This window comes from Novosphingobium profundi (assembly GCF_020524485.1).
In the GTDB taxonomy this organism is placed as follows: Bacteria; Pseudomonadota; Alphaproteobacteria; order Sphingomonadales; family Sphingomonadaceae; genus Novosphingobium; species Novosphingobium profundi_A.
Map to the genome: position 1 here is coordinate 845,398 of NZ_JAIVLF010000001.1, position 26,198 is coordinate 871,595.

Annotated in this window: 20 protein-coding genes and 1 tRNA gene; 5 read left to right on the forward strand and 16 right to left on the reverse strand. The window is 69.1% G+C overall.

Annotated features, from left to right (window positions below; all coding sequences use genetic code 11):
* The first annotated feature begins 66 nt into the window (after window positions 1–66).
* The 4 genes from metX to LC060_RS03660 all read left to right on the forward strand — a co-directional run bounded on the left by metX (window position 67) and on the right by LC060_RS03660 (window position 2,952).
* On the forward strand, window positions 67–1,173 hold the full coding sequence (metX, locus tag LC060_RS03645; protein WP_226632787.1) for a homoserine O-acetyltransferase MetX: 1,107 nt from the start codon (window positions 67–69) through the stop codon (window positions 1,171–1,173).
* Window positions 1,170–1,607: a GNAT family N-acetyltransferase gene (locus LC060_RS03650; protein ID WP_226632789.1), complete on the forward strand. Its 438-nt coding sequence runs from the start codon at window positions 1,170–1,172 to the stop codon at window positions 1,605–1,607. Before metX ends, LC060_RS03650 begins: the two co-directional genes overlap by 4 nt.
* Window positions 1,604–2,200: a methionine biosynthesis protein MetW gene (gene metW / locus LC060_RS03655; protein WP_226632790.1), complete on the forward strand. Its 597-nt coding sequence runs from the start codon at window positions 1,604–1,606 to the stop codon at window positions 2,198–2,200. Before LC060_RS03650 ends, metW begins: the two co-directional genes overlap by 4 nt.
* An 80-nt stretch (window positions 2,201–2,280) precedes the next feature.
* Window positions 2,281–2,952: a glutathione S-transferase family protein gene (locus LC060_RS03660; protein ID WP_213500896.1), complete on the forward strand. Its 672-nt coding sequence runs from the start codon at window positions 2,281–2,283 to the stop codon at window positions 2,950–2,952.
* Window positions 2,953–3,138: 186 nt separating this feature from the next.
* On the opposite strand, the gene LC060_RS03665 is transcribed toward LC060_RS03660, so the two are convergent.
* Window positions 3,139–4,095 (reverse strand): SDR family NAD(P)-dependent oxidoreductase, encoded by a 957-nt coding sequence (locus tag LC060_RS03665; RefSeq protein WP_226632791.1) that lies wholly within the window; start codon window positions 4,093–4,095, stop codon window positions 3,139–3,141.
* Window positions 4,096–4,392: 297 nt separating this feature from the next.
* Between LC060_RS03665 and LC060_RS03670 the strand changes: the two genes are divergently transcribed.
* A tRNA-Leu gene (locus LC060_RS03670) sits at window positions 4,393–4,479 on the forward strand.
* A gap of 111 nt (window positions 4,480–4,590) precedes the next feature.
* On the opposite strand, the gene LC060_RS03675 is transcribed toward LC060_RS03670, so the two are convergent.
* From LC060_RS03675 to LC060_RS03745, 15 genes are all read right to left on the reverse strand, one after another.
* Window positions 4,591–8,193 carry a DUF6519 domain-containing protein gene (locus LC060_RS03675; RefSeq protein WP_226632792.1) on the reverse strand — a complete coding sequence of 1,201 codons (3,603 nt, stop codon included), beginning with the start codon at window positions 8,191–8,193 and terminating at the stop codon, window positions 4,591–4,593.
* A complete protein-coding gene (locus LC060_RS03680) occupies window positions 8,190–10,643 on the reverse strand; it encodes a YmfQ family protein (RefSeq protein WP_226632793.1) in 2,454 nt (817 codons plus the stop codon). The genes LC060_RS03675 and LC060_RS03680 overlap by 4 nt, the downstream gene beginning before the upstream one ends.
* Window positions 10,640–13,222, reverse strand: coding sequence for a baseplate J/gp47 family protein (locus LC060_RS03685; RefSeq protein ID WP_226632794.1), 2,583 nt, complete (start codon window positions 13,220–13,222; stop codon window positions 10,640–10,642). The genes LC060_RS03680 and LC060_RS03685 overlap by 4 nt, the downstream gene beginning before the upstream one ends.
* A complete protein-coding gene (locus LC060_RS03690; RefSeq protein WP_226632795.1) occupies window positions 13,215–15,710 on the reverse strand; it encodes a hypothetical protein in 2,496 nt (831 codons plus the stop codon). Before LC060_RS03690 ends, LC060_RS03685 begins: the two co-directional genes overlap by 8 nt.
* Complete coding sequence (locus tag LC060_RS03695) at window positions 15,707–16,081, reverse strand: GPW/gp25 family protein (RefSeq protein WP_226632797.1); 375 nt, start codon at window positions 16,079–16,081, stop codon at window positions 15,707–15,709. The genes LC060_RS03690 and LC060_RS03695 overlap by 4 nt, the downstream gene beginning before the upstream one ends.
* Window positions 16,078–16,413 carry a hypothetical protein gene (locus LC060_RS03700; RefSeq protein ID WP_226632799.1) on the reverse strand — a complete coding sequence of 112 codons (336 nt, stop codon included), beginning with the start codon at window positions 16,411–16,413 and terminating at the stop codon, window positions 16,078–16,080. Before LC060_RS03700 ends, LC060_RS03695 begins: the two co-directional genes overlap by 4 nt.
* A gap of 78 nt (window positions 16,414–16,491) precedes the next feature.
* A complete protein-coding gene (locus LC060_RS03705; RefSeq protein WP_226632801.1) occupies window positions 16,492–17,007 on the reverse strand; it encodes a phage baseplate assembly protein V in 516 nt (171 codons plus the stop codon).
* Entirely contained in the window at window positions 17,004–18,116 is a 1,113-nt protein-coding gene (locus tag LC060_RS03710; RefSeq protein ID WP_226632804.1) for a hypothetical protein, read from the reverse strand. Before LC060_RS03710 ends, LC060_RS03705 begins: the two co-directional genes overlap by 4 nt.
* Entirely contained in the window at window positions 18,109–18,426 is a 318-nt protein-coding gene (locus LC060_RS03715; RefSeq protein WP_226632807.1) for a hypothetical protein, read from the reverse strand. Before LC060_RS03715 ends, LC060_RS03710 begins: the two co-directional genes overlap by 8 nt.
* Window positions 18,423–19,079: a hypothetical protein gene (locus LC060_RS03720; protein WP_226632808.1), complete on the reverse strand. Its 657-nt coding sequence runs from the start codon at window positions 19,077–19,079 to the stop codon at window positions 18,423–18,425. The genes LC060_RS03715 and LC060_RS03720 overlap by 4 nt, the downstream gene beginning before the upstream one ends.
* Window positions 19,080–19,082: 3 nt before the next feature.
* Window positions 19,083–22,451 (reverse strand): DUF4157 domain-containing protein, encoded by a 3,369-nt coding sequence (locus LC060_RS03725; RefSeq protein WP_226632810.1) that lies wholly within the window; start codon window positions 22,449–22,451, stop codon window positions 19,083–19,085.
* The gene (locus LC060_RS03730; RefSeq protein ID WP_226632812.1) at window positions 22,444–22,686 is read right to left on the reverse strand and encodes a hypothetical protein; all 243 of its coding nucleotides are present in this window, start codon (window positions 22,684–22,686) and stop codon (window positions 22,444–22,446) included. Before LC060_RS03730 ends, LC060_RS03725 begins: the two co-directional genes overlap by 8 nt.
* Window positions 22,683–24,617 carry an ATP-binding protein gene (locus tag LC060_RS03735; RefSeq protein WP_226632814.1) on the reverse strand — a complete coding sequence of 645 codons (1,935 nt, stop codon included), beginning with the start codon at window positions 24,615–24,617 and terminating at the stop codon, window positions 22,683–22,685. The genes LC060_RS03730 and LC060_RS03735 overlap by 4 nt, the downstream gene beginning before the upstream one ends.
* Entirely contained in the window at window positions 24,614–25,360 is a 747-nt protein-coding gene (locus tag LC060_RS03740) for a DUF4255 domain-containing protein (protein WP_226632816.1), read from the reverse strand. Before LC060_RS03740 ends, LC060_RS03735 begins: the two co-directional genes overlap by 4 nt.
* The gene (locus LC060_RS03745; RefSeq protein ID WP_226632818.1) at window positions 25,357–26,193 is read right to left on the reverse strand and encodes a hypothetical protein; all 837 of its coding nucleotides are present in this window, start codon (window positions 26,191–26,193) and stop codon (window positions 25,357–25,359) included. The genes LC060_RS03740 and LC060_RS03745 overlap by 4 nt, the downstream gene beginning before the upstream one ends.
* Between the last annotated feature and the right edge of the window lie 5 nt (window positions 26,194–26,198).

The window sequence follows — 26,198 nt, forward strand, 5'->3', positions numbered from 1 at the left end:
CGGTACGCAAAGTTTGACAGCGGGTGTCTAATCCGGGAAGCTGTAGCCCTGTCAAACAAAGTTTCCATGGCTACAGCACACACCATCGATCCCACCCAGGTGCTCACACTCGATGAGCCACTCACGCTCGACAGCGGCCAGACGCTGCCCGGCGTGGAAATCGCCTACGAGACTCACGGCCGCCTCAACGCGGCCAAGGACAACGCGATCCTGATCTGCCACGCGCTGACGGGCGATCACCACGTTGTCTCGGACCATCCCCTGACCGGTAAGCCGGGCTGGTGGGTGCGCATGGTGGGCCCGGGCAAGCCCATCGATACCGACCGCTATTTCATCATCTGCGCCAACGTGATCGGCTCGTGCATGGGCTCGACCGGCCCGGCCAGCCTGGCGCCCGATGGCGATCCCTGGGCCATGCGCTTTCCGGTCATTACCATCCGCGACATGGTGCGCGGCCACGTGGCGCTGCTCGATTCGCTGGGGATCGACACGCTCCACGCGGTTGTCGGAGGCTCGATGGGGGGCATGCAGACGCTCTCGCTCGCCGCCAACTTTCCCGAGCGTGCCCGCGCGGTCCTCGTCCTCGCCTCGACCGCGCGCCATTCCGCGCAGAACATCGGCTTCCACGAGCTGGGGCGCCAGGCCATCATGGCCGACAATTCCTGGCGCGAGGGCGACTACTATGGGTTCGAGGATAGCCCGGAGAAGGGCCTTGCCGTCGCCCGCATGGCCGCACACATCACCTATCTGTCCGAGGAAGGGCTGACCAAGAAGTTCGGCCGCCGCCTTCAGGATCGCTCGGAAAAGACCTTCGGCTTCGATGCCGATTTCCAGATCGAATCGTACCTGCGCTACCAGGGGATCTCGTTCTCCAACCGCTTCGATGCGAATTCCTACCTCTACATCACCCGCGCGATGGATTACTTCGACCTCGCCGAGGAGCATGGCGGGCGCCTTGCCAACGCGTTCCGGCGCTCCAAGGCGCGCTTCTGCCTTGTCAGCTTCGATACCGACTGGCTCTATCCCACGTCCGCTTCGCGCACCGTGGTCCAGGCCCTGAACGCGGCCGGAAAACCTGTCAGCTTCGTCGAGCTCTCGGCCCCCTACGGGCACGACTCCTTCCTGCTCGATGTCCCCGCTCTCGACCGCGTGGTGGCCGGGTTCCTGGGATGATTGACCTTAGCGATGACCCATCGCGCCTCGACGTGGCGCGCATCCACGGCTGGCTGGCCTCCAGCTACTGGTCTGCGGGCATCGCGCGGGAAAAGGTCGAGCGTCAGATCGCAGGATCGCATTGCCTCGGGGCCTACCGCACCGAGGACGGGCAGCAGGTCGGCTTTGCCCGCGCCATCAGCGACCGCGCCAGCTTTGCCTGGCTGGCCGATGTCTGGGTGGACGAGGATGCGCGCGGGCAGGGCCTCGGCCGTTCGCTCGTGCGCTGGTTTCTCGACCATCCCGACTACGCCGATGTGCGCCGCTTCGCGCTCGCCACCTGGGACGCGCACGAGGTGTACGCCCCGCTCGGCTTTGCCGCGCCGAGCCGCCCCGATCGCCTGATGGAGCGGCTCTCACCTACCCTGAAGCAGATGCTGGAAGACACGCCATGACCGCGCTTCGCCCCGACCTTGCCGTCATCGCCGAGAACGTCGCGGCTGGATCGAGCGTGCTCGACGTGGGTTGCGGGGATGGCACGCTGCTGGCCGCGCTGCGCGACGAAAAGCACTGCGATACGCGCGGCATGGAACTCGTGCCCGCCAACGTGGGGGCCTGCGTCGCGCGGGGCCTCTCGGTGATCCAGGGCGATGCCGACCGGGACACCGTGTTCTACCCTGACAAGTCGGTCGACTACGCGATCCTCTCGCAGACCCTGCAGACGACCATGCGCCCCGACCTCGTGCTCGACGAACTGCTGCGCATCGGCGAGAAAGCCTTCGTCAGCTTTCCCAATTTCGCCTTCTGGCGGGTGCGTCTCTCGCTCCTGCTGCGTGGACGCATGCCGATTACCCGCATGCTGCCGGTCGTGTGGTACCAGACGCCCAACATCCACCACGTCACCATCCAGGATTTCCGCAGGTTGCTGAAGGACAGGGGCATCACCATCGAGGGCAACTGGTTCCTCTCGGGCGATACTTCCTGCCGCACGGCCGCGGCCAACTTCCTGGCCGAGCACGCAATCTTCCTTCTTTCGCGCGCGGCCTGAGTTATCCACTCCATTCCCGGCGCGCTGCGTCCCCTTCCGGCTGGACGCCTTGGGGCGCGACGGGCAAGGATTGCACCATCATGTGGCACATCTTCCAGTTTCCCCTCTGCCCCTTCAGCCGCAAGGTTCGCCTGCTCATGGCCGAGAAGGGCATCGCCTACGAACTCCAGACCACGCGCCCCTGGGAGGGCGAGGACCGCCTGTTCCAGATGAACCCGGCCGGGCGCACCCCGGTGGTGCACGAGACAGCGAAGAACATCGTCCTCGCCGACAGCCGCGCGATCTGTGAATACTTCGAGGAGACGGTGGAGCGCGGCGCGCTCATCAGCGGCACCAGCCAGCAGCGCGCCGAGATCCGCCGCCTGATCGCGATGTTCGACGAAAACTTCTTCCTCGATGTGACAGCGCCCCTGCTGCACGAGAAGATGAAGAAGCGCCTCGTCCTGCGCCAGTCACCCGATGCGCGCTTGCTGCGCGATGCCATGCGCCTGGCGCACGACTATCTCGACTACATCGATTACCTGATCGACAACCGTCCCTGGCTGGCGGGTTCGACGATGACGCTGGCCGACCTTGCCGCGGCCGCGCAGATTTCGGTCGCGGATTACCTGGGCGGGCTTGACTGGTCGAGCCACGAGCAGGCGCGCGGCTGGTATCTTGTCATGAAATCACGTCCCAGTTTCCGGCCCCTGCTGAGCGAGCGCATGGAAGTGATTCAGCCGCCCAGCCATTACGGCGAAGTCGATATCTGACGCGCGCTGCGCGTTCCGAAAGAAGGCGGCAGAAGAAGGGAATTTACCAAGGGGCCATTGCCCCTTGACCCCAAAACGGGCGACCTCACCCTCCTCAGCCATGGTGGCGCGTGGAAGGTGAGGTCGCCCGTTTTGGGGAGCCCGAGGGCGATGGCCCTCGGAACTATCCTTCTTAAATCAGGCTAATCAGGCCGCGCTGGGGTGCTTCGCGCCGAAGCGGCCGTGCTTGCGGAACTGGGTCATCCAGCGCTCGAGGAAGAGGCCCATCGGGCGCGGTGTGACGCCCAGGTCCTCAAGGCCCGGCGCTGCGCCGCTGGCCACGCTGCCTGCCTTGAGCAGCTTGTACTGGTCGGAGCTGATCGGGGTGAAGGGCAGGGCTGCGATGAGGCCGCCCAGGCCATCCGAAAGCTCGATGAAGCCGGGCTCGCGGTTCTCGGCGCGAGCGATGCGGGCGTTGAGGCCGCGCATGGTGACGACTTCGGGGCCAGCGAGTTCGAAAGTCTTGCCGCCAAACGCGAAGGGATTGCCCGCCGCGTTGGCAATGGCCGCCGCGACGTCGTCGACAAAGACGGGCTGCAGCTTGGCTTCGGGGGCGAAGATCGGCAGCACCGGCAGTGTGCTCATCATGCGGCCGAACATCATCACGAACTGGTCGTCGGGGGCGAAGATCACCGCCGGGCGCACGATGGTGGCCTCGGGGAAGGCGGCGAGGGCCGCAGCTTCGCCTTCAGCCTTGGTGCGCGCATAGGCAACGTCCGAGCCTGCATCGGCGCCAATCGCCGAGACATGGACGAACGAGGCCGCGCCGCTGGCCTTGGCCGCGGCTGCAATGGCGCCCACGCCTTCGCCCTGGATGTCGTCGAGCTTGCCCTTGAAGGCGCCGACCAGGTTCACCACGGCATCCGAGCCGGTGAGGACGGCGGCAAGCGAGTCGGGCTTGGTGACGTCGCAGCGTGCGAACTGGACTGTGCCAAGATCACCCAGCGCCTTGATCGAGAAGGCCTTTTCAGGGTTGCGGCTGGCGATGCGCACGCGTGCGCCGCGCTCCAGCAGTTCCTGCGCGAGATGCTTGCCGACAAAGCCGCTGCCGCCAAGGATGGTGACGATCTTGCCGTAAAGCGTATCGGTGGGGCTCATGCTCATCTGCGTTCTATCCTCAAGGCCTTGGTGCCGGGCGGAGCGACGAGTCCCGCTTTGCAGCACATCGCCAAAGCCCCTGCCACAAGCACGGGAACTCGGCAACCGGCCAGTTGTTTCCGCGGCTTGCAGGAAAGTGCACCTCGCAAAGGTCCTGCAAAGCCGCACAAATCCGGCAGGTTCGAAGCGCGAGGATACAAAAAATGCATTTTCCTTTCAAACCCCTGTTGACACGAATCGCACCGCCCCTTAGAGGCGCCCTCCTACCCGGCGAGGACGGCAACTTGGTCCCCTCGCCTCCGTGCCCAGATGGCGGAATTGGTAGACGCACCGTCTTCAGGTGGCGGCGCTGGCAACGGCGTGGAGGTTCGAGTCCTCTTCTGGGCACCATTCACCTTTTCGCAGGTGAAGCCAAACCGAAAAAGGCCCGGATTGCTCCGGGCCTTTTTCGTTTCCAGCTTCAGCGTCTCTCCCATGCCCTCTCGGTTCGGCGTTCCAGGGTCACGACTGGTTGTTCGGGTACAGGTTGTTGCGCAGTTCAACGTGGCGTAGCTCGGGGACTTCCAGGTAGACGCACGGGTGGTCGTTGAGGACGCTGCCCATGTTGTCGGCGAAGACCCAGTTGTAGGGCCAATGGGTTTCGGGAACGCCTTGGGTCGTGTCCCAGGTCATCCGGATCGCGCGCGGGGCGATGGTCACGTGGTTGTCCTTCACGTTCACCATGCGCCCGAAATGGCCGAACAGGCGAATGCCCTCCTTGTAGTCGAGCACATCGCGCTTGCCCTCCTCGATCCGGTCGTCGGCGTAGTGCACGTCGTTGCCGTGAATGCGAAGGGTATCGGCATTGCCGAAAAACATGCCGAACAGAAGCTCGGTCCTGGGGCCTGGCGGGCGCAGACGCAGTTCGTTGCCGACAACATCGACCATCCGGGCTGCCAGGCGGGCGTGTCGGCCGCCGCGGCGGTAGAGCCGGGTCCAGGTGCCGTGGCTCGTCGCCACGCGGATGCCGGTCTGGAAGTCGGCGATGGAATTGTTTGCGATCGACACCTTGCCCAGAGCCTGTCCGACGCAGGCAATCGCCTGGTTCGCAACCGAAGGGAGGGCGGCGGCGTAGGCCGCGCGCCAGGGTCGTAGCGAGGCGATCCGCTCGGCAAAGGCGGCATCGGCGATGAGCCTCCGGGCAATGCGGTGGAGGACCTTGCGAAAGCTCGCATGGTCCTTGATCGCGCTGCTCTCGCCGCTGGCCTTCAGGGCGAGTTGCCAATCGCTTGGCGCAAGCGGCGATTCGAAGCGGACGGACTGGCCGTTGGCGCTCAGCCAGACGGCGTGCAGGCCTGGCACCTGAGGGGGGGCGAGCGGGCGGGCCACGGCAATCGCGCTTGCCAGCATGTTGCGGCGGATCGTCTCGTCCAGTTGCGGGGCGCTGCGTGGTCCCAGTGAGGCGGTGAGCGTGCGCAGGTTCCCCTCGAAGCTGGGGAGCAGCGTGGGCTGTGCAAGGGCCTTGCCAAGCAGGCGTTCGACATAGCCGGCAAAGGCCGTTTCTGTGCGTTCGTCGCGCGCGCTGGGGGGATCGGCTTCGACCAGGGCGTCCCACTCGGCCTGGGGGACCGTGCTGGTGAGGCGCACGGTGTAGCGCTGGCCTTTTACCACGGGTCCGTTCCCGGAGGCCTGGGGCATCGATTCCTCCAGCGCACGGATGAGGGCGCGCGCGGCGATGGCGCTCCAGCGCGGGTCTCTTGCGAGGTGCGCGAAGTCGAAGCGCTGCGGCCGGGCCAGGGGCTCGAAGGTGTTGTCCTGGATGGTTACGCGCTCGCAATCGCTCACCAGGAGCGCGTCCTGCATGTAGCCGGTGCGAAAGGTGCACCCGCTGATCCGGGCAGAGAAATCGCGCAAGGGCTGGCCCGCAATGCGCAGGCCACAGCGCTGGGGCGAACTGCTCGCGCCGCAGGTGAGCACGGCGTCGGAGACCTTCACGTCGGGGCATCCGGTCAGGGTGAGGGCTCCGCCACGGTGTTTGTCCTGCGCAATCCTGTCACCGGATGTGGGGGCGGCGATGTGCAGGCCGGACAACTCGACCGAGGCGCAATCAACGAATTCCAGCGCGGTTTCGCTGCCCTCGACACGGATCAGGGTTCCCGGACCTGCGCCATGGAGCGTGAGGTGTCCCTTGCCGGCAAGGCGCACCGGTTTGGTGGCTGCGAACGTGCCGCGCTGGAAGCAGATGCTGGCATCTTCCCCCTCCTTGATCGCCTCGAGCACGGAGACCCAGTCGCTGCCTTCCTGGATCACGTAGGTGCTGCAGCCGATCTGGCCCTGGCCTGCGAGCCGTTCGATGGCCTGCTGGACGTCGAAGGCCCCGGCAAGCGCGGGCGTGTTGGCCGGATCGAAGGCGGTCTGGTCCGCGCGGGCGAGAAAGCCGGTGAAGCGGATGGGCGCGTTTGTGGCATTGCCCTGTGCATCGATGCGCACCGCTTCGACCTCTTGCGCCGGTGCGTCGGGGCCAAGGGACCAGGCGGCGTGGGCTACCCCTTCGGCGTCGGTCAGCACGTCGAGGATCTGGCTGCCCGCGCCCAGTTCGCCGCCGCCAGCGATCACGCGAAAGCGAATGGTCTGTCCGGCGAGCGGGGTGGTACCGCGCACGACGCCAACGCGCAGGTCCGAGGGCAGGGCGACCCGGGCGTTGGTGTGCGTATCGGCGCGCACCGACTGCCCGTCGCCGCCCAGCGCCAGCACCTGGATCTGTTCGGTGAGCGGCGCGAAAGCGACCCGGCAATCGTCGAGAAGGAGCGCGCTATCGGCAAGCGCGTAGGTGCCCAGAAGCGCGTATCGGGTTTCCGGGCCTTGCGGCGTGACCCTCTCGAACTGGCCGGAGGCGGACGTCGGCCATTCGATCGTCCCGTCGGCGCGGGCTGCACAGGTCCAGAAGTCCCCGCGCCGCAGCCGGGCCGCGCTGCCGCCGCCCAGTTGCACGGCCAGGCCATCGCCCAGATCGATCACTTGTGAGAGGCCGCCCGCATCAAGCGCGATGGTCCGGGTCCCCGAACCGTCGGGGAAGGCGTCCCACAGCCGCAGGTACCAATCGCCATCCGCGGTGATGCCACTCGCCGCGAGCTGGGCGGGTGTCGCTTCCAGGGTCACGCGCGTGTCGCTGGTCGCGGCGATGCGGAAGAGGCGCTGCGGGACACTGGCGGTACGGGTGTCGAGGTCGTCGTGGCGCGAGACGATCTCGGCGTACTGGCCCGGCGCAAACCAGCTGCGCGGATCGCGGGCGGCGGGGCTGACCGAGATCTCGGTTCCCGAAACTTTGGTGACGCGGGCCAGGAGGCTGGCGTTGCGCCGGGAGAACGTGATGCGAAGGCCCTCGAGGCCGAAACGCGGGCCATCGACCTCCGGCACCGCGGCATCGGCTTCGCCTGCGTGGACTTCGATGCGGTAGAGCAGGTTCTCCAGCCGTGCATATCCGCCCTCGGGCGTCAGCGAGCAGGGATCGAGACTGGCCGCGCTTGCCTTGACCCGGAAGGCGAGTGTTCCGTTGGAGGGGGCGGTGATCGCCTGCCATGCCGAGCTTTCTGCAACGGCCATGCAGCTTGTCGCGCTGTCCTCGTCAAGCGGGAGGGGGAAGACCTGCCAGTCGACCAGCGTGCGGCCCGAGGCCTGCGCATTGCCGAGCGCGGTATCGGCAAGTGCAGGCTCCTCGACCGGATCAAGGTAGCGCACCAGAGCCTTGATCGCGAGCGCGCCGCCACTGCCGAAATCGGCTTCCTCCACGGGATGTGGCTGGCTGGCGAGAGTGACCTCGTGCGGATTGTCGAGCTGCCAGCCGCCGAGCCAGCCGTGGCCCGCTCCGATGGTGATGTCTGCAGGGGACGAGGGGGCCCCACTGGCCGCCAGCGCAAAGGCCGAGCTTCCTTGTGCGATCACCAAACGTCCCGGAGCGCCCAGGGTGTCCTGGGTTTCCGTCTCGATCCGCTTCAGCAGCAACCGGCCCTGCTCGTTGAGGTCGGTGTCGAGCAGCACCTGCCCCTGGTTGAGGCGCACGTCGCGCAAGGGGCGGGCCTCGCCAGTGGGGATGGTGGTGCGCGTGCTGTCGCTGCGCTGGGTCATGGCCTGTGTCCTTGTTCGGCTGAGAGGCGGGACTGGGTGTCGTCGAGAAGGGCGGCGCGGGTGGCAAAGGGCACGGAGCGATCGAAGAGCGCGGCCATGTTGCGCAGCCGCAGGCGCGATGCGGTGCGCGAAAAGGCGCCCATCTCGGCTTCGCCTTCGCCGCCCAGCGCCACCGCGTCCGGGCACAGGGCATGAAGCATGGCGAGGCCCGGGGCATCGGCTTCGGTGTCGAGGAACAAGGGGCGGGCGCCCAGGATTTCGGCGTCGCGTTCGGTCGCGGTGAGGGGAGCGCCCTTCGCCTCGGCGCGCCGGGCGAGCGCGAGATCGGGCTGGCAGCGGAACCGTCGCGGTGTCGTGGAACCCGGCGGGACGTGGCTGTAGCGCAGGCACCCGGCTTGGCGGCGCGTGCAGTGAACGGGCTGTGTGAAAAGCGCGTTGGTGGCCTCGAGGCTGCGCACATGCGCCTCGCCCAGAACGGTGACGCCGTGCATCTCGACGGCGCAGCTGCGCGCGGCAAGGACCGGCTCGGAGGCCCCGTCGGCAAAGAGCAGGCTGTCCGCTAACGCAAGCTGGCCCTGCGCGCTTTGGCTCCCGAAATCGAGGCGGCAGGCTCCGAGGCGCGAATGGGTGACGGCGATCTGTGTGCCGACAAGCGGGGCGCTGGTGCTGATGGCGGCTCCGCCCGGATTGCGCACGGTGCAGTGGCGAAGGTCGAGACGGGTGAAGGCGTCCTTGCGTAGGGCGAGGCCGCCGGTCAGCTCCAGCCCGTCGAACAGGCAGCTTCCGGCGCGCTCCCCATCTTGCGGCGCGGAGGCGGCGGACAGGACGACGGGGGCCTCCAGGATCGCGCAGCGTTCGCGGCGCAGCAGGAAGCCGGCGCGGGCCGGATCGAAGGGCGGCCCTCCTGGCACTTCGACGTGCTCGCGCCATTGGGCCGCGACGATGCTGAGCGTGCGTTCGGGATGGAGCTCGATCTCGAAGCCGCTTGCGCCGCCGCCTGGCCGTTCCCGGTCGCAGCGGGTGAGGACGATCCAGCCGGTGTGGCCCGCGCCGTGGGCGGCCCATTCGGCGAGCGCCTGTTCCAGCGTGGGCACGCTGCGGCGCCGCGCCGCAGGGGGACCTGCGGGCACCGCGAGCCTGTCGACGATGCGGATGAAGTGTGTCTCGTGCGCGGTATCGACCAGTTCGAAGGGGACGTCGGCAGCGCCGCGCTCGTACGGCCCGCCCCAGGCCAGCGCGCCGCGACCGCTGCTGTGGGCAATGCGCACTTCGGCGACTTCGGGCTGGCCTGGCTCGGGCTCGGCGACGATGAGGCGGCCCGTCACGGGATCGAAGGCGCAGGCGATGGCATGGTCCGCGCTGTGGGCCAGCGGCGCGGGATCGCCGGGGGTGACCCAGCTGTGGGGCCGCGTGGCGGGGGGGCGGTACCCGGCAGGGGAGGGTGCGGCCTCCAGGTTGGCGATCCGGATCTCGGGCGGCGGGACGGGGGTGAAATGGGTTTCGCCCTCGCGGCGCAGGTAGATCGTGAAGGGATCGCCATCGCTTCCGAACCAGGGTTCTTCGGCTGGGGTGAAAGGGCGACCTTCGAGGGCGGCGTGGCGCCGCGCCTCGGTTTCGAGATGCAGGGGAAGGCGGCGCAGCCGGTCGGGCAGGTCGGTCATGTCCGGACGCGCGAAGCGGCCCATGTCGCGCCGGTCGGGGTTGAACAGGCACAGCCGTTCCTCGTTCTGTGCGGCAAGCTGGAAGTAACCGACCTGTGCCGTTCCGCCCGGAGCCCAGGCACCAGCTTCGGGTACGGCGGCCAGGCGTTCGGGCGAGATCTGGGGGCCGGCAGGGGCGGGCCAGGTGGCCGTGGCAAAACGCACGACGTGAACGCCGACATTGCCAAGGCCCCAGCGGCCTGCCGCGGTGTCGATGGCGCGCACCTCGCTCACGCGGGGGAGGCGATCGAAGGCGCGTCCGGCCCGCGCGGCCGTCTCGCCGGGCGTCAGGCGCGCAGTGCCAGGACGCGGCAGGTCGAAATCGAGCGCGTGCTGGAGCTTGGCGAGGCGCTGGAAGTACTCGACCGCGACGGCCCCGAACCCGGTGACATCGGCGGCAAGCTGCTCCAGCGTGCGCGCGGTGCCCTTGCCGCGGTTGGTGCGCACCGCGTTGGCAATGAAGGCCCGTTCGGACAGCCCGCTCCTGTGGGGCAGCGGCGTCAGGCGCGGCGTGTCGGTGAGCGCGGCGAAGTGGCCCAGGGTTTTGGGATCGGCGGTCTCGATGAACTGGTTGTCGAAGAGCGCGGTGATCGTGGCATCGATCTCGGCATCGCCTTCGGCCAGGATCTGGAACAGCGCCTCCAGCGCTCGCCCGTTGGTGGCATCGGTGCTGCGCAGATGGGCGGGCAGCAGGCCGAAGAGGTCCTGCAGGGCAGCCTCGATGGCGCTGGCGCTGGAGCGGGGGGTCATGACGCCATCTCCGTGAAGCGGATCGTTTCGGGGGTGAGGAAGAGCAGGCTCGCCGTGACGATCTCGCCGCGTGCCGGATCGCGGTGCGGCAGGCGCGCGGGGATGTCGGTAAGGCCTGGGACGGCCGACGGGCTGTCGAGCGTTTCGATGCGGGCCGCGGCGATGCCGGTCACTTCGTGGATCGCGGCGAGGATCGCGCTTGCGCGCAAGGGCTGGCCGAAGTCCATCGCGGCGGGGCCGAACCTGTTGGCAAGATGCGCGCGCAGGGTCTGCTCGATATCGCTGCGCCGCCAGGTCCGGGTGTCGATCCGCAAGGCCGCGACCAGCGTGACGGGCTCAGGCGCAAAGCCTGCGATCCGCAGTATCTGTCCGGGCGGCGCGGCGTCGGTAAGGGCCCGGGCGAGGTCGGTTTCCAGGTCCCCGCCCGGGGTGGGGGGCTGCATCTCGCTGGTCGCCAGCGTCAGCCAGATGAAGGGGGTGATCCCGTCGACAAGCTGGGTGGCGAGCGCCTTGCCGACGCCGCGAAAGCCCCTTGCGAAGGCCTCGTAATCGTGGCGCGAGACCACCCGGCCGAGCGCGGCGGTGCTGCGCGGCGCGGCGCGGCGGATATCCTCGAGGGTCTCGGCCTCCATGCCGCCCTCGGCGGGCACCGGGTTGGAACTGGCCGCGATGCCGACCACGGGGGAGAGAATCGTGGTGATCCGGCCTGCGGCCATGTTGCCACGTGCGCCTCCTCCATGGCGGTAGAAGGCAAGGACGTTGTTGAGCCCGCTTGGCAGGGGCCCGGCGAAGCGCACCTGCGTTCCGCCGCCGGGGAGGGCCTCGAGGGTGTAGACCGTCTCGGCGGGATCGACCCCGTAGAGGCTTGCGCACCAGCTGTAGCGCCGCCCGTCGACGCGCAGCTCGATGGCCGGAGCATAGCCGCGCGTGTTGGCGGCGGAGAGGTAGGCAAGCGGCGCCTGCGCCAAGGGGAAGGCGGGCCGATCAACCCCGCGCGTGCCCGAACCCAGGATCTCCCACTGCCCGCCTGCGGCAAGCTGCGCGTTGGAGGCGGTGACGCAATTGGCGTGAAGGCCGAGGCTGGAGGCCTGGACACGACCGCCCAGCGGAGCCTCGAAGATCACCCGGGTCTGTCCCGGCGCGATGATCTCGGCGGACTTCACGCGGGCCACCTGCGCGCGGGGTTCTCCTGTCTGGGCATCGTCTCCGGTAACGATCACCAGGCGGCCGGGGGGCAGGGGATGCTCGCCCTGAAGGAGCAGGCGGTCATCCTCACCGGGGCGGGGAAGCGGCTCCTCGCGCCAGGGGACGACAAGAGGGAGCCTTTGCGTTTCCATCAGCACGCTGCTTTGGCGAACCCGGCCGTTGAGGCTGGCGCCGCCGGGCAGGACGCCCGAAAGGTCGAGCCCATCCAGAGTGATGCGCGTGACCCTTTGCGCGAGTGCGTAGTCGCTGCGCGCCAGCTCCTCGCTGGCCGTGATCGCGCCAAGCTGCATCTGCGGGGCTGTGCCTTTACGGCTGTCGCGGGCGCGCGTGCTGCCTGCATCGAACAGCACGACGCGCCCGGGCAGCGCATCGGGATAGGCCGCGTCGAGATCGATGCGCCCGGCCTCCGTGTCGCGCTCGGGCGGAGCGGCGATGACGAAGTTCGGCCACTCCTGCCCGGCCGGTGCGGCAGGCGCGTTCATGCGCCGTGCCTTCAGCGTCGGTTCGTCCTGCGGATGGAGGAGGGCATAGTCCGGGGCGGCAGCTCCGAAGATACCTGCACGGCGGCCAAGGACAATGACCTGGGCCTCGCCGGGGCTGGCTTCGGCGGGCACCGAATGGAGGCGGCGCGGCGCGGTGAGGGTAAGGCGCGTGCGCAGGGACGGCACCTCGCCGCCTGCGACGGGCTCGATCTGCGTGACGCGGGCCAGGAGGACGCTGCTCCGCTCCCCGGTGCCGTCGGCCAGCAGCAGGCTGTCGCCCACCTGCACGCCCGCAGCATTGCCTTCGACAAGCGCTACCCGGCTGGAGAGGTCGAAGCGGGGAGGCGCCGCCCGGCGCATCGGCTGGATGCGGTTCCAGGCGCGCCGGGCTTCGAGAGCCTCGTCGGTGGTGAAGATCTGTGGGGCCTCTTCCCCCTCGGGCACAGACGCGACGCTGGTTCCGGCCGGAACCTGGAAGGGGCCTTCGAGGCCGGAGAACTCGTCGACGGTGAAGCTCTGGACGGTCTGCGCGGCAAGGACCGGGCGGGGTTCGTAGCCCAGCATCGCGGCGTGCGCGGCCATCGCGTCGGGATCGCGGGACTGGTGGAAATTGCCGTCCTCGTGCAGGCGGCGGGTGTTCCAGGCGAGCACATGGAGCGCGCCCGCCCAACTGTCGATGAGAGCGATGGTGGGGTCTGCGGGATCGCGCGTGGTGAGGCCAGCCAGCGGGCGCGTCCCGGTCAGCTGGGTCGATGCGATGCGAGCAAGAAGACGCGCCCGGATGGAGCCGTGCGCGAAATGGAGCGGGTCGGCAACGGCCGGGCGCGGTGGTTCACCCGATGGGGTATCGCCGGTGCAGGCCGCGCAGATGCAGTCGCGGGTTTCAGACATCGCCGCCTCCCATGTCGATGCGTATGTGTCCCTCTTCGGGGAAGCTGGGATCATCGCTCAGTTGCAGGATCTCCAGCTCGCCGGGCACCAGGACGCCCTGGGCCAGTTCGTCCTGGCTTGCCCTATCGGTGCGGTGAAGGCGGGTTACCTCCACGCTCGCAACGCCTTCCAGGGCCATGAGGAACGCGATCAGGCGCGAGATGTAGAGCGGCTCGCCGAAGCTGAAATTGTCAGGATGGAAGAAGCCCGTGTGTCCGTGCGTGCCTGTTGGGCGCAGCGCGGCGCGCACTTGCCGAGCCACCTCGCCGCGCACGAAACCGGGGGCGGCGCAGACGTGAAGATCGAGCCGGAGCGGGGCCATGCGCGCGGCGCGCAGGACGATGTCGAAGCCGATCAGGCGTACCCGTTCGAGATGGGCGGCGATATCGGACTTCAGCGCGGCGTCGAGCGTACGCCCACCGGCTAGGTCCAGCGTGATGGCGATGGTCTGCCAGGCACCCGTCCAGCGGGCCCGCGCGCGCGCGTTGGCCACAGCGGGATGGGTGCAGGCCGCGGCGGCATAGTCGGCCTCTGTCACCGCGCGCTCCTGCGTGCGGTAGGCGCGGGGCACGTTGATGCGGATGTCCCCGGGCGTTTGGGGTTCGCGTCCGCCGGTTGCCGCCAGCGGATTGGTGACCGCGATGTCCATGCCCGCCAGGGCTTCGGGCAGAGCGATGTGGCTGAGCGTGTCGGGGCCGATATTGCCGCGCGCACCGCCGCCGATGCGCCCCCTTGGTGCAAAGGCGTGACCCGGATCGGGGGCAAGTCCGTTGATGCCATCACCAAAGCGCAGCTGAATATCCCCCGAAAGGCCGGTTTCGAGAACGAAATGGCGGTCGAAGCGATCCGAGCGCAGGAGATCGGTGCGCGGATACCAGGGCGCGAAGGGATCCTCCAGCGTCAGCGCGGGAACGGCCTCGCGCGCGTCTCTGTCCAGCCAGGCGGCGGCAGCGCGGGGCTCTGTGGGCGGCGCGAGGATGCGCGCAATGGGGCCTGCATCGAGCGTGGGGCGCCAGGGCTGCTCGGCAGGGGGCGTCGGCGGGGAAAGGTTCGGGCGCAGAGCCTCCGTTTCCGCCGGGGTGAGGTCGAGGCTGACCGGCGGCAGGGAGAGGCCGTGGTCGCAGAAGGCAACATTGCCCAGCACCTCGGCGCAGATCCGGTCTTGGGCACCTGAGGACGCGGCGTCGCGCCCGCGCTGGAGGACGAGGTCGAAGGGCAGGGCGTCGGCCGCGTCCCACTCCACCGTGACCAGCCGGGTGGCCGGTGCCAGTACGTCACTGACCGGAGTGACGCGGGTCAGGCGCACCACGTGGCGATGCTCGGGCCGGGCATCTGCGCGCGCGCCGGTGGTGGGGGAGCGGGTCTCAAGGAGGATCAGGAAGTCGCCCGGGGCAAGACCTCCCGCGCCTGCGCCGCTGCCGTCAACGAGCGTGGCCGCGCAGGCTCCGCGCGGGAGGAGGCACTGCTCGTCCGACCAGGTGTGAAAGGCGATCCTGTTGCGCCAGCTCCACAAGGCCAGGGGGTGGGCGGTTTCGAATACAAGGGATGCCGTGGGGAGGACGCGCGTAGCTTCATCTGCGGGAATGACCACCTCACGCTGGGGCAGGCGCGGGAGAAGCGGGGTGGCACGGGGCAGTTCCTGTCCCTCGGCAATCGCGCCGCCGGGCGTGAAGGTGAAGGCGGCAAAGGTGCGCGCGCTTTCGGCCTCGCCGATGGTGTAGTCCATGAGCCGGGCGTGGCGGGCAAGAGCGGCTCGGCTGCGCGCGGTGCCGAGAAACGCCTCGGTCCCGACCCAGTCGAGCCGGTAGCTGAGCTGGTCGGCGCGCGCGGCCAGCGCTTCGGCGAGCGTGGTGGTGAGATCGACCGGATCGTCCTCGACGAAGTCGGGGACAAGCTCGGCCATACGGTCGAGGATCTGGCGGCGGAAGGTCTCGTAGTCGCGGGTGCGGTAATCGAAGCGCGCCGTGCTGGGCGCGGGTGTGTCGCTCTCCGGGCAGGCGGGGAGGCAGTCGCCGGGGGCGGGGCAATCGAGCTTGAAGTCGATATCGACACCCGACAGGCGCGCATCGAGGAAGGCGGGCGGGGCCGCGCTTCCCGGGCCCGCCACGATCTCGAGCCGGTAGGTGGAAAAGTCGGTCGGCTGGTTGCCGGGCAGCGTGATCCGCCAGCGGCTGACGGTGCCGGTATCGGGATCGTGCTCGACGGGCGCGGCAGGACGCGGCGGGGCAAAGCGCACGCCGCCTGTCAGGCGCAGGTTGTCCGGGGTGATGCGCCCGAGCGGGAGCGGCAGGGGTTTGACCAGCACGACTTCCAGGATCGTGGGATCGGCGGTAGTAGCGCCAGCATGAACCTCGACGTAGTCGATCCCGCTGACATCGGCCGGGGCATCGGGGGCCAGCAGTGCGGTCCGGCGCTGCGGGTCGCAGCAGATGATGCGATCTGTCGTCATGGCAGATCCGCGTGCACGACAAGGCGCGAGACCTGCGGCCGTGCGCGCGCCTCGAAGTGGACCACGATCTCCAGCACGCCTTCGTCGTCCAGAAACTGGGTGGTGAGGTCATGGAGCTTGAGCAGGTGGCCCAGTTCCTGCGCGATGGTCGCTTCGAGCGAGGCCTGCAAGGCAAGCGCTGCGGGGCCCTCACCCGCGCCGAAGACCATCTGCAGGACAGGGCTGCCCAGCTCGGGGCGCATCACCCGTTCGCCCAGCCGGGTCAGGATCAGAAGTTCCAGCATGTCGCGCAGGTGCGCGTCGCTGGCATAGGCAAGGGTGCGGCTGCGGCCTTCGGCATCGAAGCCATAGGGGAAGGCAAGGCGGGTCACTGCGCGATGACCCGGCTTTGCGATCCGGTGATGATCGGCGGCCCTTGCGGCACCTGCGTGGCTGAGAAGCACAGCGCTGTCAGCGGATTGATCAGCACCGGCTGGCCGCTGGCCATGACCCGGGTGGCGGCGACCAGCCACCTGGTGGTGACGCATGGTTGGGGCGTGCCGTTGGGAAGGGTGAAGGGGCAGCCCGCGATGACGCCGGGATCGGAGAGCACGGCGACGGGCATTCCCCCCACGCTCACGCGCGGGCTGGCAGCCAGTATCTGGAGCGGCGCGCCGTGGGGGCACTGGGCGCTGGCGCCTGTGTGCAGGACCGGTCCGGGCATGGGCTTCTCCTCTCCTTTGCTTTCCTGTCGACCTTCCGGTGCGTCTGTTCGAGGCCGGGGCCAGTGCGGGGCGCGGTCTCAGGTGATCGTCAGGGCGCCGTTGTTGATGATGACCGAAGGGCCGGTGAGCGAGATCATCGCGCCCTGTCCGTTGCTGAGCGTCATGCCCGCCGCGCCAATGCTGATGATGGCCCCGGTCGCGGTCTTGACCATGACCTGCTGGGCAGGGTTGTCGGACAAGGTCACTGAGGTCCCGGTGCTGGTCTGGAAATGGATGTTGGGGGTGAGAGGCGTGTGCCCGGCCATGGCGAGCACGGGAAAGCCTGCCGGATCGGGATAGAAGGCTCCGGTCCAGATCGGGTAGTCGAGATCGCCCGCCTCGAACTCGATCCAGACCATCGAGCCGAGCGCGGGCAGCGCCACCATCCCGGACTGCGCATCCCCGGCAAAGGGAAAGGCAGGCATCGCCCAGGTGGAGGGGAACAGGCCATAGCGGTCCGCAAGCTGGACCTGGATGCGCCCCTGGCTCTGCGGGTCGATGTTGTTGAGCACCGTCGCCCGGTATTTGCCGAAATAGCTGGGGCCTTCGCTCATACCGCTATCCTCTCCTGCTGGGCGACCATGCCCTCGCGCGCGAGCTGGAAGGCCTGCGTCCATGTGCCCGGCGCCAGCTGGTGGGTGACCGAGCGGCAGTAATAGATGCCATCGTTGGCCCGGCCCGCACCGCGCACGCCCACCAGTCTGCGCGCCTCCAGCGGCTGGCCGTAGCGCGAAAGCTCGATCGAGCCGCTGGCTGTCACCGGATCGACCAGCCCGGCTCCCGCCACCAGGCGCGAGAGTATCTCGGCCTGGTCGTTGCGTTCGCTCTCCAGCCAGCGTGTCTTCGTGGGCATGACGGGGCGCGCGGCGAGCGGGGGCTTCAGGAGCGCGACATTGGGCAGGGGTACAGGCACCGAGGCGCGCGCGATCTTGGCGTGGGCGAGGGGGACCACGGCGGCATTGCCATCGACCGAAAAGGTCATGCTCGACAGGTTCGAGGCCCCGTCGATGTCGAGCGTCAGGGCCGGCTGGGCCACACCAATCCGCACCTGTGGCCCCCAGTAGGCGGTGTTGGTGCCGACCACCGGGCCGGGCGTTACATAGAACTCGTGGCCCGCTTTCTGCGCGAGCTCGGAGATATAGGCATAGTCGGTGCCCTTCTGGTGCGCGTACTTGTCGGTGGGCATCCTGATCGAGGAGAAGATCGGCGGGATCGTCACCGGGACGAGGCCGAACATGGCGTACTTCGCGATCATCATCGCCACGCGCGCGACCGGCGGCATGGCGGGAAAGGGCATGCCGGTCCATTCGACAAGGTCCATGTAGCCGGTCACGTCCTCGCCCGTGAGGGTGAGCTTGTTCTCGCCCGGACGCGTGCCCGCGACCGTGTCGAGCCGCTTTATCGGGCCATCGCTCAGGACATGGTCGCGCCCGTTGAGAGAGGCGACGAGGATGACCCGCGTCATCGGATCGAAGGCGCCGCCGGGCAGCAACTCGCGCGCGATGGGCGAGGTGGAGGCGTAGGTGAGCTCGATCTGGAAGCCGGAGCGCTGGCCCGTCGCATGGGTGACCTGCGCGCCGGTGAAGGCTTCCATCACGGCGCGCGGCGCCGGGCGCACCGCGACGGGACCTATCAGGATCTGGAGTTGGACGCCCTTAGCCACCGCCGCCTCCCGTGCGTGTGAGGGGCAGGGGAATGCCGATCTCGCGCCCCTCGGGGCGGGTGCCCCTTTCGGGGCGCTCGATCCCGTTGGCATCGCAGATCCGCCAGTAGAGCAGCGGATCGCCGATGGTCTCGGCCGCAAGCTGGTCGATCCGCTGGGCGCCATCGCTGCGCACGCGGCTCTCGAAATCATAGCAGGTAGGCGCGGCGATGATCCGGCGCGCAAGGTAGGGGACGTCCTCGCCATCGGCTCCGGGAAGGAAGTGCTGGGCAAGGCCGTGGTAGCGGCTCTGGGGCGAGAATTCGGTCATGCAAGGCTCTCCAGTCCCAGGGCGGCGAGGCTCGTGCCCAGCCCCGCCACCAGCTTCTCGCGGCGCTTGAGATGCGCGAGGAAAAGTTCGGCCGCGCGGCTGGTCATGGCCAGATCCTCGCTGGTGAGGACCTGGAAGGTAAGGGCGGCCTTGGCGCGGATCGGGTTGAGGCGGCGGTCGAAGGCCTCCTCGGTGATCGCAAAGCCGGTGATGCGCACCGGCAGGACGCGGGCCGGGCCGAGTACGAGTAGGAGCAGTTCGCCGGGGGCGGGAAGGACTTCGATAAGGCCCTGGTCGGCCAGAGCCTTGGTGGCGGTGATCGTCTCGACGCGCGGGGTGAGAAAGCTTTCGAGCGCGGCAAGGTCTGCGGCGATGCCGTGCTCCACGACTTCCGCGTGCCGGTCCGGGTGTTCGAGCGCGTCGGTGGCGTCGAACTCGATTTCGAGCGCGATGGTCTCGGCAGGAGGGCCGGTGCGGCGCAGCGCCTGCGCGTTGTCGCCCGGTGAGGAACCCGCGCCGCGCGGGGCCAGCGTGCGCGAGAGACTGTCCGGGTTGTACTGGAAGGCGTGGACGCGCTGCACTTTCGCTCCGGCCTCGTCCATGACCACGAAGCCGCCCTTGAGCACGTTGGGGGAGCGGGGATATCCGGCCATGCCCTATGCCTTCCTTGCCCGGCTGCTTTCGAGCAGATTGCGCATCATCGCCTTGGGATCGAAGCTGTCAGGGGTGACGCGGATATTCGAGAGCGAGGGCCAGGCGATACCGCGCTCGGAATCGTAGCCCATGCGCCCGAAATCGATGCGAAGGTCCGGGCCCAGCCGCGCGTTCCAGCCGCCGACGTTCCAGCGCCACTCCCACTCCTTCCAGCCATAGGCGGCGGTGATCGTGCCGATGATGTCGACATCGAGCCCCACGCGAAAGCCGCCCTCGGCGTAGGCGTTGAAGTCGAAGGCAAACTTGCCGCCGGCATAGCGTGCGCGGGCCTGCGCCACAGCTTCGGCGCGCACGCTGAGGGAGGGGATCAGCTCGACGCTGGCTTTTGCCCCAACCGCCCCCAGCAGGACTTCGGCGCCGATGGTGGCGCCGAGGCGCCCGTAGACGGTGCCGAAGGCAGGCGCGCGGACCTCGCCGTGGATCTCGGCAGTGATCTGCATGTCGTCTTCGAGCGGGTAGAGCGAGCCTGCAAAGCCCGCGCGGGTCAGCATGACCGGGCCGACCCCGTACTTCACCCCCATCCCGGCGTAGAACTGCACGTAGGCAGTCACGCTCGGCACGGGGGTGGGGGCGCTGAACTTGGGTGTGCGGAACCGGAAGACCTCCTTCTCGCCTCCGCCGGGCCGGGGCCAAGCGCGCGAGAGGGCGATATCGGAGAGCTCGACCGAGCCGCCCAGCTTGATCCGCCCATCGCGTTCGAGCGTGACGTCGAGCGCGGGTCGGATCGTGTCGGTCAGCTGGTAGGCGGCGCGCCCCTGGCCCCAGTAACGGCCACGCTCGTCGAAGCTGAGGTCGACGTGCCCGTCGAGCTTGCCCTGGCGAAGAGCAACGCGCGCGCGGCCACTGAAGCGCCCGTCCTCGTCCCCCTCGCGCCAGGAATAGTTGACGGTCATCGTCGCGCTGATCGACTTCCACTGGAATTGTGCATCGCCGGTCAGGAACAGGCGCGTGCCGGTGTAGCGCCCCGCAAGGCGCACCTGGCGCACGCGCGGCATCGGATCGGGGATGGTCACCGCGCCCGAATAGGCGATGGCGCCGCCTGACCAGCGCACGCCGAGGCGCAGCTGGGCATCGCGCACCAGTCGCGTGGTGATCGCCCCTTCGGCAAAGGGGGAGAGCACGCCGCCGCGCTCGGTAAAGCCAAGACGTACGTCGGTTTCCGAGCGGGGTAGAGCCGAGCTTGTTGCGCGCACGAGACCCGACCATCCCTCCTGGCTGTGGTAGGTGACGCTTCCCTCGGCGGCGGTGATGCCGGGCAGGTCCTGCGCCGGGGTCAGCGTGCCGCGCGCGATGAAGTTGCCGCCCGAGACCGTGGCGGTCAGGCTGCCATCAATCACCGGCTTGCGGGCCGGACCGACAGTGAAACCCAGGTCACCGCGCGGCTGGAAGTTGACGAGGTCGAAGGCGAGGCTGCCGCGCGTGAAACGGAAATAACTCGACAGGCGCCGCATGTAGGCGCTCTTGTTGAGCGCATCGACATCGAGGTCCTGCACCAGATCGAGCCGGTCCGGGCCAAAGCGTACCTTGAGATCACCAAGGAAGCGGATCGAGGGGCGGATGACCCCTTCGCCAGACAGGTTGCCGCTGTCATCGAGGCTGAGCTGGGTGAGGGTACCCGGGCTGAGGTAGGGGTAGTGGAACGGCAGGTTCCGGTTCGACGGTGCGTGGAGGGCAAGCTTGCGAAATTCGGCCGCCACGGCGCGGCGCTCGGCCGCCTGTCCGCCTGCCCCGTCCGCCTGCTGGGGCGCCTGCGTGACGGTGGCCACCAGCGTGATGTCCTTGGCACCGGGGATGACGGGTTTGGACGCCAGTTCGGCGGTGAGCGTATCGGTACCGCCCCGCGCGTTGCTGCGGGCATGGCGGGTGTAGGTCTTGAGCTTCATGCCCGGGATCAGGCGCCGGTCGCCGGTGCCGATGTCGGTCGTCTCGCCCGCGCGGGCGTGGATCACCTCGCGGTTCCCCCCTGCCTCGAGCGAGACCGCGACGCCGCCTGCGCGGGCCTGGACGTCCTCGGCTCCCTTGACCTTGCCCGAACGCAGCGCTGTCTCGATCACGAAGGACCCGTCGCTCTCGTCGGGCTGCATCTGGACATCGTTAAAGCGCATCTGGAAGTCGATGACCGAAAGCCGGTCCGGGGACAGCACGCGGTCGGTCTCGGCCTTGAGGTGCTTGTAGGTCTCGCGGCCCGATTCCTGGTTCTTGTCCGAGACGAGGAGTTGGAGGTTGCCCGGCGTGCTGGTGCCGCCCAGCTGCTTCTCGACGATATGGTCGATGTCACAGCCGCCCGAGCGCAGGTTGTTCGAGGTGCGGTAGCCATCGAGGATGCGGCGCGCGGCGGGATCCTCGTAGGCGGCCTTGACGGTCGGGTCCGCGTTCTCGGCTGTCGCGGCTTCACGGAAGGCCCGCGCCATTTCGGGCAGCGTGGTGAAGCCGTAGTTGTTGAGCCAGACGTTCTTGTACTTTTCGCCCGGCTTTTCGGCGAAGGCGGCGATGCTTTTTGCCGCGCCGTAGCTTCCCCCACCCTTGAACTTGGGCCGGAAGATCAGGCCGCCGCCGCTGGCCCGGGCCTTGTAGGCCTGCTCGACCCAGGCCCCCTTGCCCTTGACGCGAGGCATCTGCAGCGTGCCCATCTGCACGACCATGGTGGTCGCGCCTGGCCCGACCGGGTTTTCCTCCAGCACGGTGTAGGGGGCAGGATCTTCGGCTACCGGCGTTCCGGCCGTGTCGAGCGCGGGACCGGCGCTTTCAGGCAGGTCCCCGCCCGCAGCCGGGACAGCCCCTTCGGACTTGAAGATGGCGGGCGTGGCAACGCGGGTGAGACTGCCCACGCGCCGCCCCGATGTTGCGGCGAGCGCGGCGCGGTCGGCCTCACGCTCCAGTTCGCCCGCGCGGCTGGCAGGAAGAGGGCCAAGCCCCTTCATCTGCACGCCGTCCTGTTGAAGGGTGTGGGCCAGTTCGTGCGCGAGGAGGGCCCGTCCGCTGGCGCTCGAGGGCCGGTACGCACCTTCGCCAAAGACGATGTCGTTGCCCGCGGTGTAGGCGCGCGCGCCCACTGCTCGGGCGCTGTCGTGCGCGCGGGCATCGTCGTGAATGCGCACGGCCGAGAAGTCCGCTCCGAAGCTGTGCTCCAGCGAACGCTGCACGGGGGCATCAAGCGCGTGCCCGCTATCGCGCGGCGCGGCAACGCGCGGCTCGCAAGGCGCAGGAACGGTGGCCTTGCGCTGCGCGAACACGGCGCCGCCCGCTGCGTGCGCAGGGGGCGTGGGCCGGACCTGGGGAAGGGGGCGAGGACGAAGCGCGCTTTCAGCCATCGCGCCTCTCCAGCCGGGCCTCGATGGCACGGGCAATCTGGTCCGCAGCCTCGCTCCAGGGCGACGGGCGGCCACGGGCCGGGCGCGCGGTTCCCGGTCCCTTCTCCAGGCGCTGGCGGAGCAGATCGGGCAGGGCATCGGCAAGGCGCCGCGCGTCGAGCGCGGAATCCGCCGTGATGGTGAGGCGCGCAATCGCGAGGCGTTCCACTTGCGGACGGAGAGCCTTGCCGGTCATGCTCGCGCTCCCTCCCAGGCCAGGGTCGGGGCGGGGAGGTCCTGCTTGCGGAATTCCTCGGCAACTTCGGCTGCGATGATCTCGCGGTCTATCGGCCCGGCGCGTTCGGCGGCATGGAAAGCGGCCGAAAGCGCGATGTTGCGGATGCCGCCTCCGGTCAGCTGCAGACGGGCCAGGGCCTCCCAGTCGCTTTCCCCGAGCAGGGCGAGCGGGGCGGTCTCGGGGAAAGCGCGTTGCCACAGGCGCAGGCGCTCGGCCTGCGAGGGCATGGGGAAGGTCACGCAGAAGCGGAAGCGGCGGGTGAAGGCCTCGTCGATGGCGTGGCGCAGGTTGGTGGTGACGATGGTGAAGCCCCGGAAGTTCTCCATGCGCTGGAGCAGGTCCCCGACCTCGGCGTTGACGTGGCGGTCGGTGGCGTTGCCCACGCTGCCGCGCGCCCCCCAGATCGCGTCGCCCTCGTTCCACACCATCACCGCCCCGCTGCGCTCGGCAAGCCGGAAGGCGGCGGCGACGTTCTTGGAGGTGTCGCCGATGTACTTGCTGATAAGCTGGCTGAGATCAATGAACAGGACGCGCAGATCGAGCGCGGAGGCCAGCACTTCGGCAGCCATGGACTTGCCCGTGCCCGAGGGGCCCGACAGAAGCGCGCTTATCCCGCGCCCGCGTCCGCCCATGCGCGCGGCAAAGCCCCATTCGTCCAGTACCAGGCGGGCGTGCCGCACATGCCCCTCGATCCGGCGCAGACGCTGCTCGAGCGGCTCGGGAAGGACGATGTCGGACCAGGTGTAGGCTGGCTCCACCAGTTCGACGCCGGGCACGCTCTCGGGGCCGACCAGGCGCGCGGCGCGGTGCCACAGGTGGCGGGCCGCCTCGGGCCCATCGCGCGCGGTGTCGAGGGCGGGGGGCAGCTCGCGGCACAGCGCCTCGATCTCACTGCGGCGCAGCGCGAACTGGTGCGCGATGGCGTCAAGGCCGGGGCCGAGGCGGGCGCTGCGCTGGGGCCCCAGTGCGGCCTGCCATCCGGCGAGGTCGCCAGGACCTGTGTCGTTCCCGCGATAGGGCAGGCTGAGCCCGCGACGCGGGGCAAGAGCGGTAGTCGCTCCGACAAGGACGACATGGCCCAGGACCCTGTCGGCGAAGTCGGCGATGCGCGTGTCAGGGACACCCGGCTCGACAAGGATGAGGAGCACCTGCGCATCGAGGGCGGCCTCGCGGCTCCAGGCCCGGGCCAGCTGCGCGCGCCGGTCGGGCTCGGCCGGTATGTCCCCGGCGAGAATGCGTGCCGCACCAAGCCCCAGCCGGGCGAGTCGGGCGGCAATGTCCCCGCACTCCGCATCGCCTGCCGGGACCAGCGGAGAGAGCCCCGCAGCGTCGCGTTGTGTAAGCGCGCGGGCAAGGTGCGCGCACGCGCCCTCGTCGGCCTGCGTCGCGTCGCCGTGCAGGGGGAGCATGTGGGCTGCGACCAGTGGGTCTACAGAGGGAAGATCGCAGAGCCGTTCGCCGAGCGCCGGGGCAAGACGCACATGGGCCTCGACCGGAAGGACGCCGCCCTCGATTTCGAGACATCCGGTCCGGCTCAAGGGCCCCGATGCAGCGAGCAGGCGCGGATCGGCCTCGCACACCGCCTCGCGCAGCAGCCAGGTGGGTACGCCGCGCGCTTCGCTGTGGGGCGAGTGGCGGCGCACCGCGTAGGCGACCCGGGCTGAGTGCCCTGCGGCAAAGAGCAGGACGAGGGCCTGCGTTTCCGTGCGCGAGAGGGCAAAGGTATCGGCCAGCGCGGCCAGCGTGGGCGCGCGGGCCAGACGCTCGAAGGCGGTGTCCATGCCTGCATGCCCTCCACCACCTTCGACGCGTTCGAGGGCGGCGAGCGACCAGCTTTCGGCCAGCTCCTGGAACGCGTCCAGATCGAATATGGGCGGTGCGACGTTCATGTCTCGCCCTGCGGCGCGCGCGAGAGGATGACGTCGGGCGCGAAGGGGCTGCCGGTCCCGCTCGGTTCGGGGCGCCCGGAGATGCGCACCGTCTCGACCGCGAGGGGCGGCGGGTAGGCCTCCTCGATCTCGAGGAAGACGGTGGTGACCTGGTAGAGCGCGCAAGGGCGGATGGGAGACTGGAAGGCGGACCACAGCTTGGTGGAGGTGTCGATATCGACGGGAAGCTGGGAGACGGTGATCGTCTCGGGCTGGTGGTCGGGATCGGCCAGTTGGGCCGATGGCAGGCGGTCGAGCAGCTTTTCGGCCGGGTTGGGCGCGGCGATGCGGCCCAGCATCTGGGTGATCATCGGGCGCGGGATGATCGCGTTGCGGTGGAGCGCGGACATCGCGATGCCAAGCAGGGCCTCGCGTTCGAGGTCCGCGCCGTGGGCGGCCAGCAGGTATTGCAGGTCGAGCACCAGGGGATCGCGCCGGATGCGCTGCCCGGCCGAGTTCATCACCGGCTCGTGCATGTTGCGCCAGGCGCCGTTGGGTCCGGCATGGTGCATGAAGAGGGTGAGGCTGGGGCTTTCCGCAGCCTGCTGCGGCTGGCCGTTCCCGGGGGCGGACTGGGCCGGGCGGGGCGGCGGGGTTACCAGAACCGGGGGCGTAGGCAGGCCCTGGTAGGCCGCCGCGAGGCGGTCCTCGATGATCGTCTTGAGGAGGTAGGTGGTTGCGGGAATGGCCAGCTGCGCGCTCATGATCTGTCCCCTCCAAGGCGCGCGAGGTAAGCATCGAGCGCGACGACAGGCGAGGGCGAAGCGGCGGGGGCGGGGCTGGGAGGTGCGGGCGGTGGAGGGCGGTTTAGCGAGATGGCGATCTCGCCGATCTCGATTACCAGCGGGCGAGGGGACATGGACTTGGAACCCGCCTCGTCCGTTGGCGTAGACGCAGGCCGGGGGCTGTCCGGTACCGGAGCCGGACGGGCTTCGACATGGCGGGCAAGGTCGGCGCGCAGCTCGTCGATCTCCTCGACAAGGCGGCGGGGCGGGGCGTCGTCCTCCGCCTGCTCTGGCTCGGGAGGAGAGGAAGGTGACGCTATCGGCTCGGTCTGGGCCGTGAATGGCTGCGTTAACTCGTCGCGGCTGCGCGCGGGGGGCTCGGCAGGTGCAGGCGCAGCTGACGGCGCGGCCGTCGTCCGGGCGGATTGCGGGACTTGCTCGGGCGCAGGTGAGGAAACCGCGTGCTCCCGGGGCGAGGGTGCAGGCGGGGCAGGTTCGGCGCGCTGGAGGGAGCCACGTACATCGTCTGGCGGAAATCCGGGCGCGGTTGGCGATGAGGCAGGGGGCTGCGATACCGCGGGCGAAGGGGCTGACGAGGCCGAGTCTTCGTGCGGGGGCGGATCTTCGGCCCGGATCAGGGAGGGGGCAGGCGTGGACGCGGCCGGGGCCTCGGGCTCGGACACTTCGTCGAGCGACACTCCGAAAACCTGCGCGTCGTAAGTCCCGGGCTCGTAGCGCGCGCGGCGCCGGGGAACCGCCTCGCCCTCGCGTCCGGAGAGCATGCGTTCGAGGGAAGTCCAGTATCCGGCCATGGTGC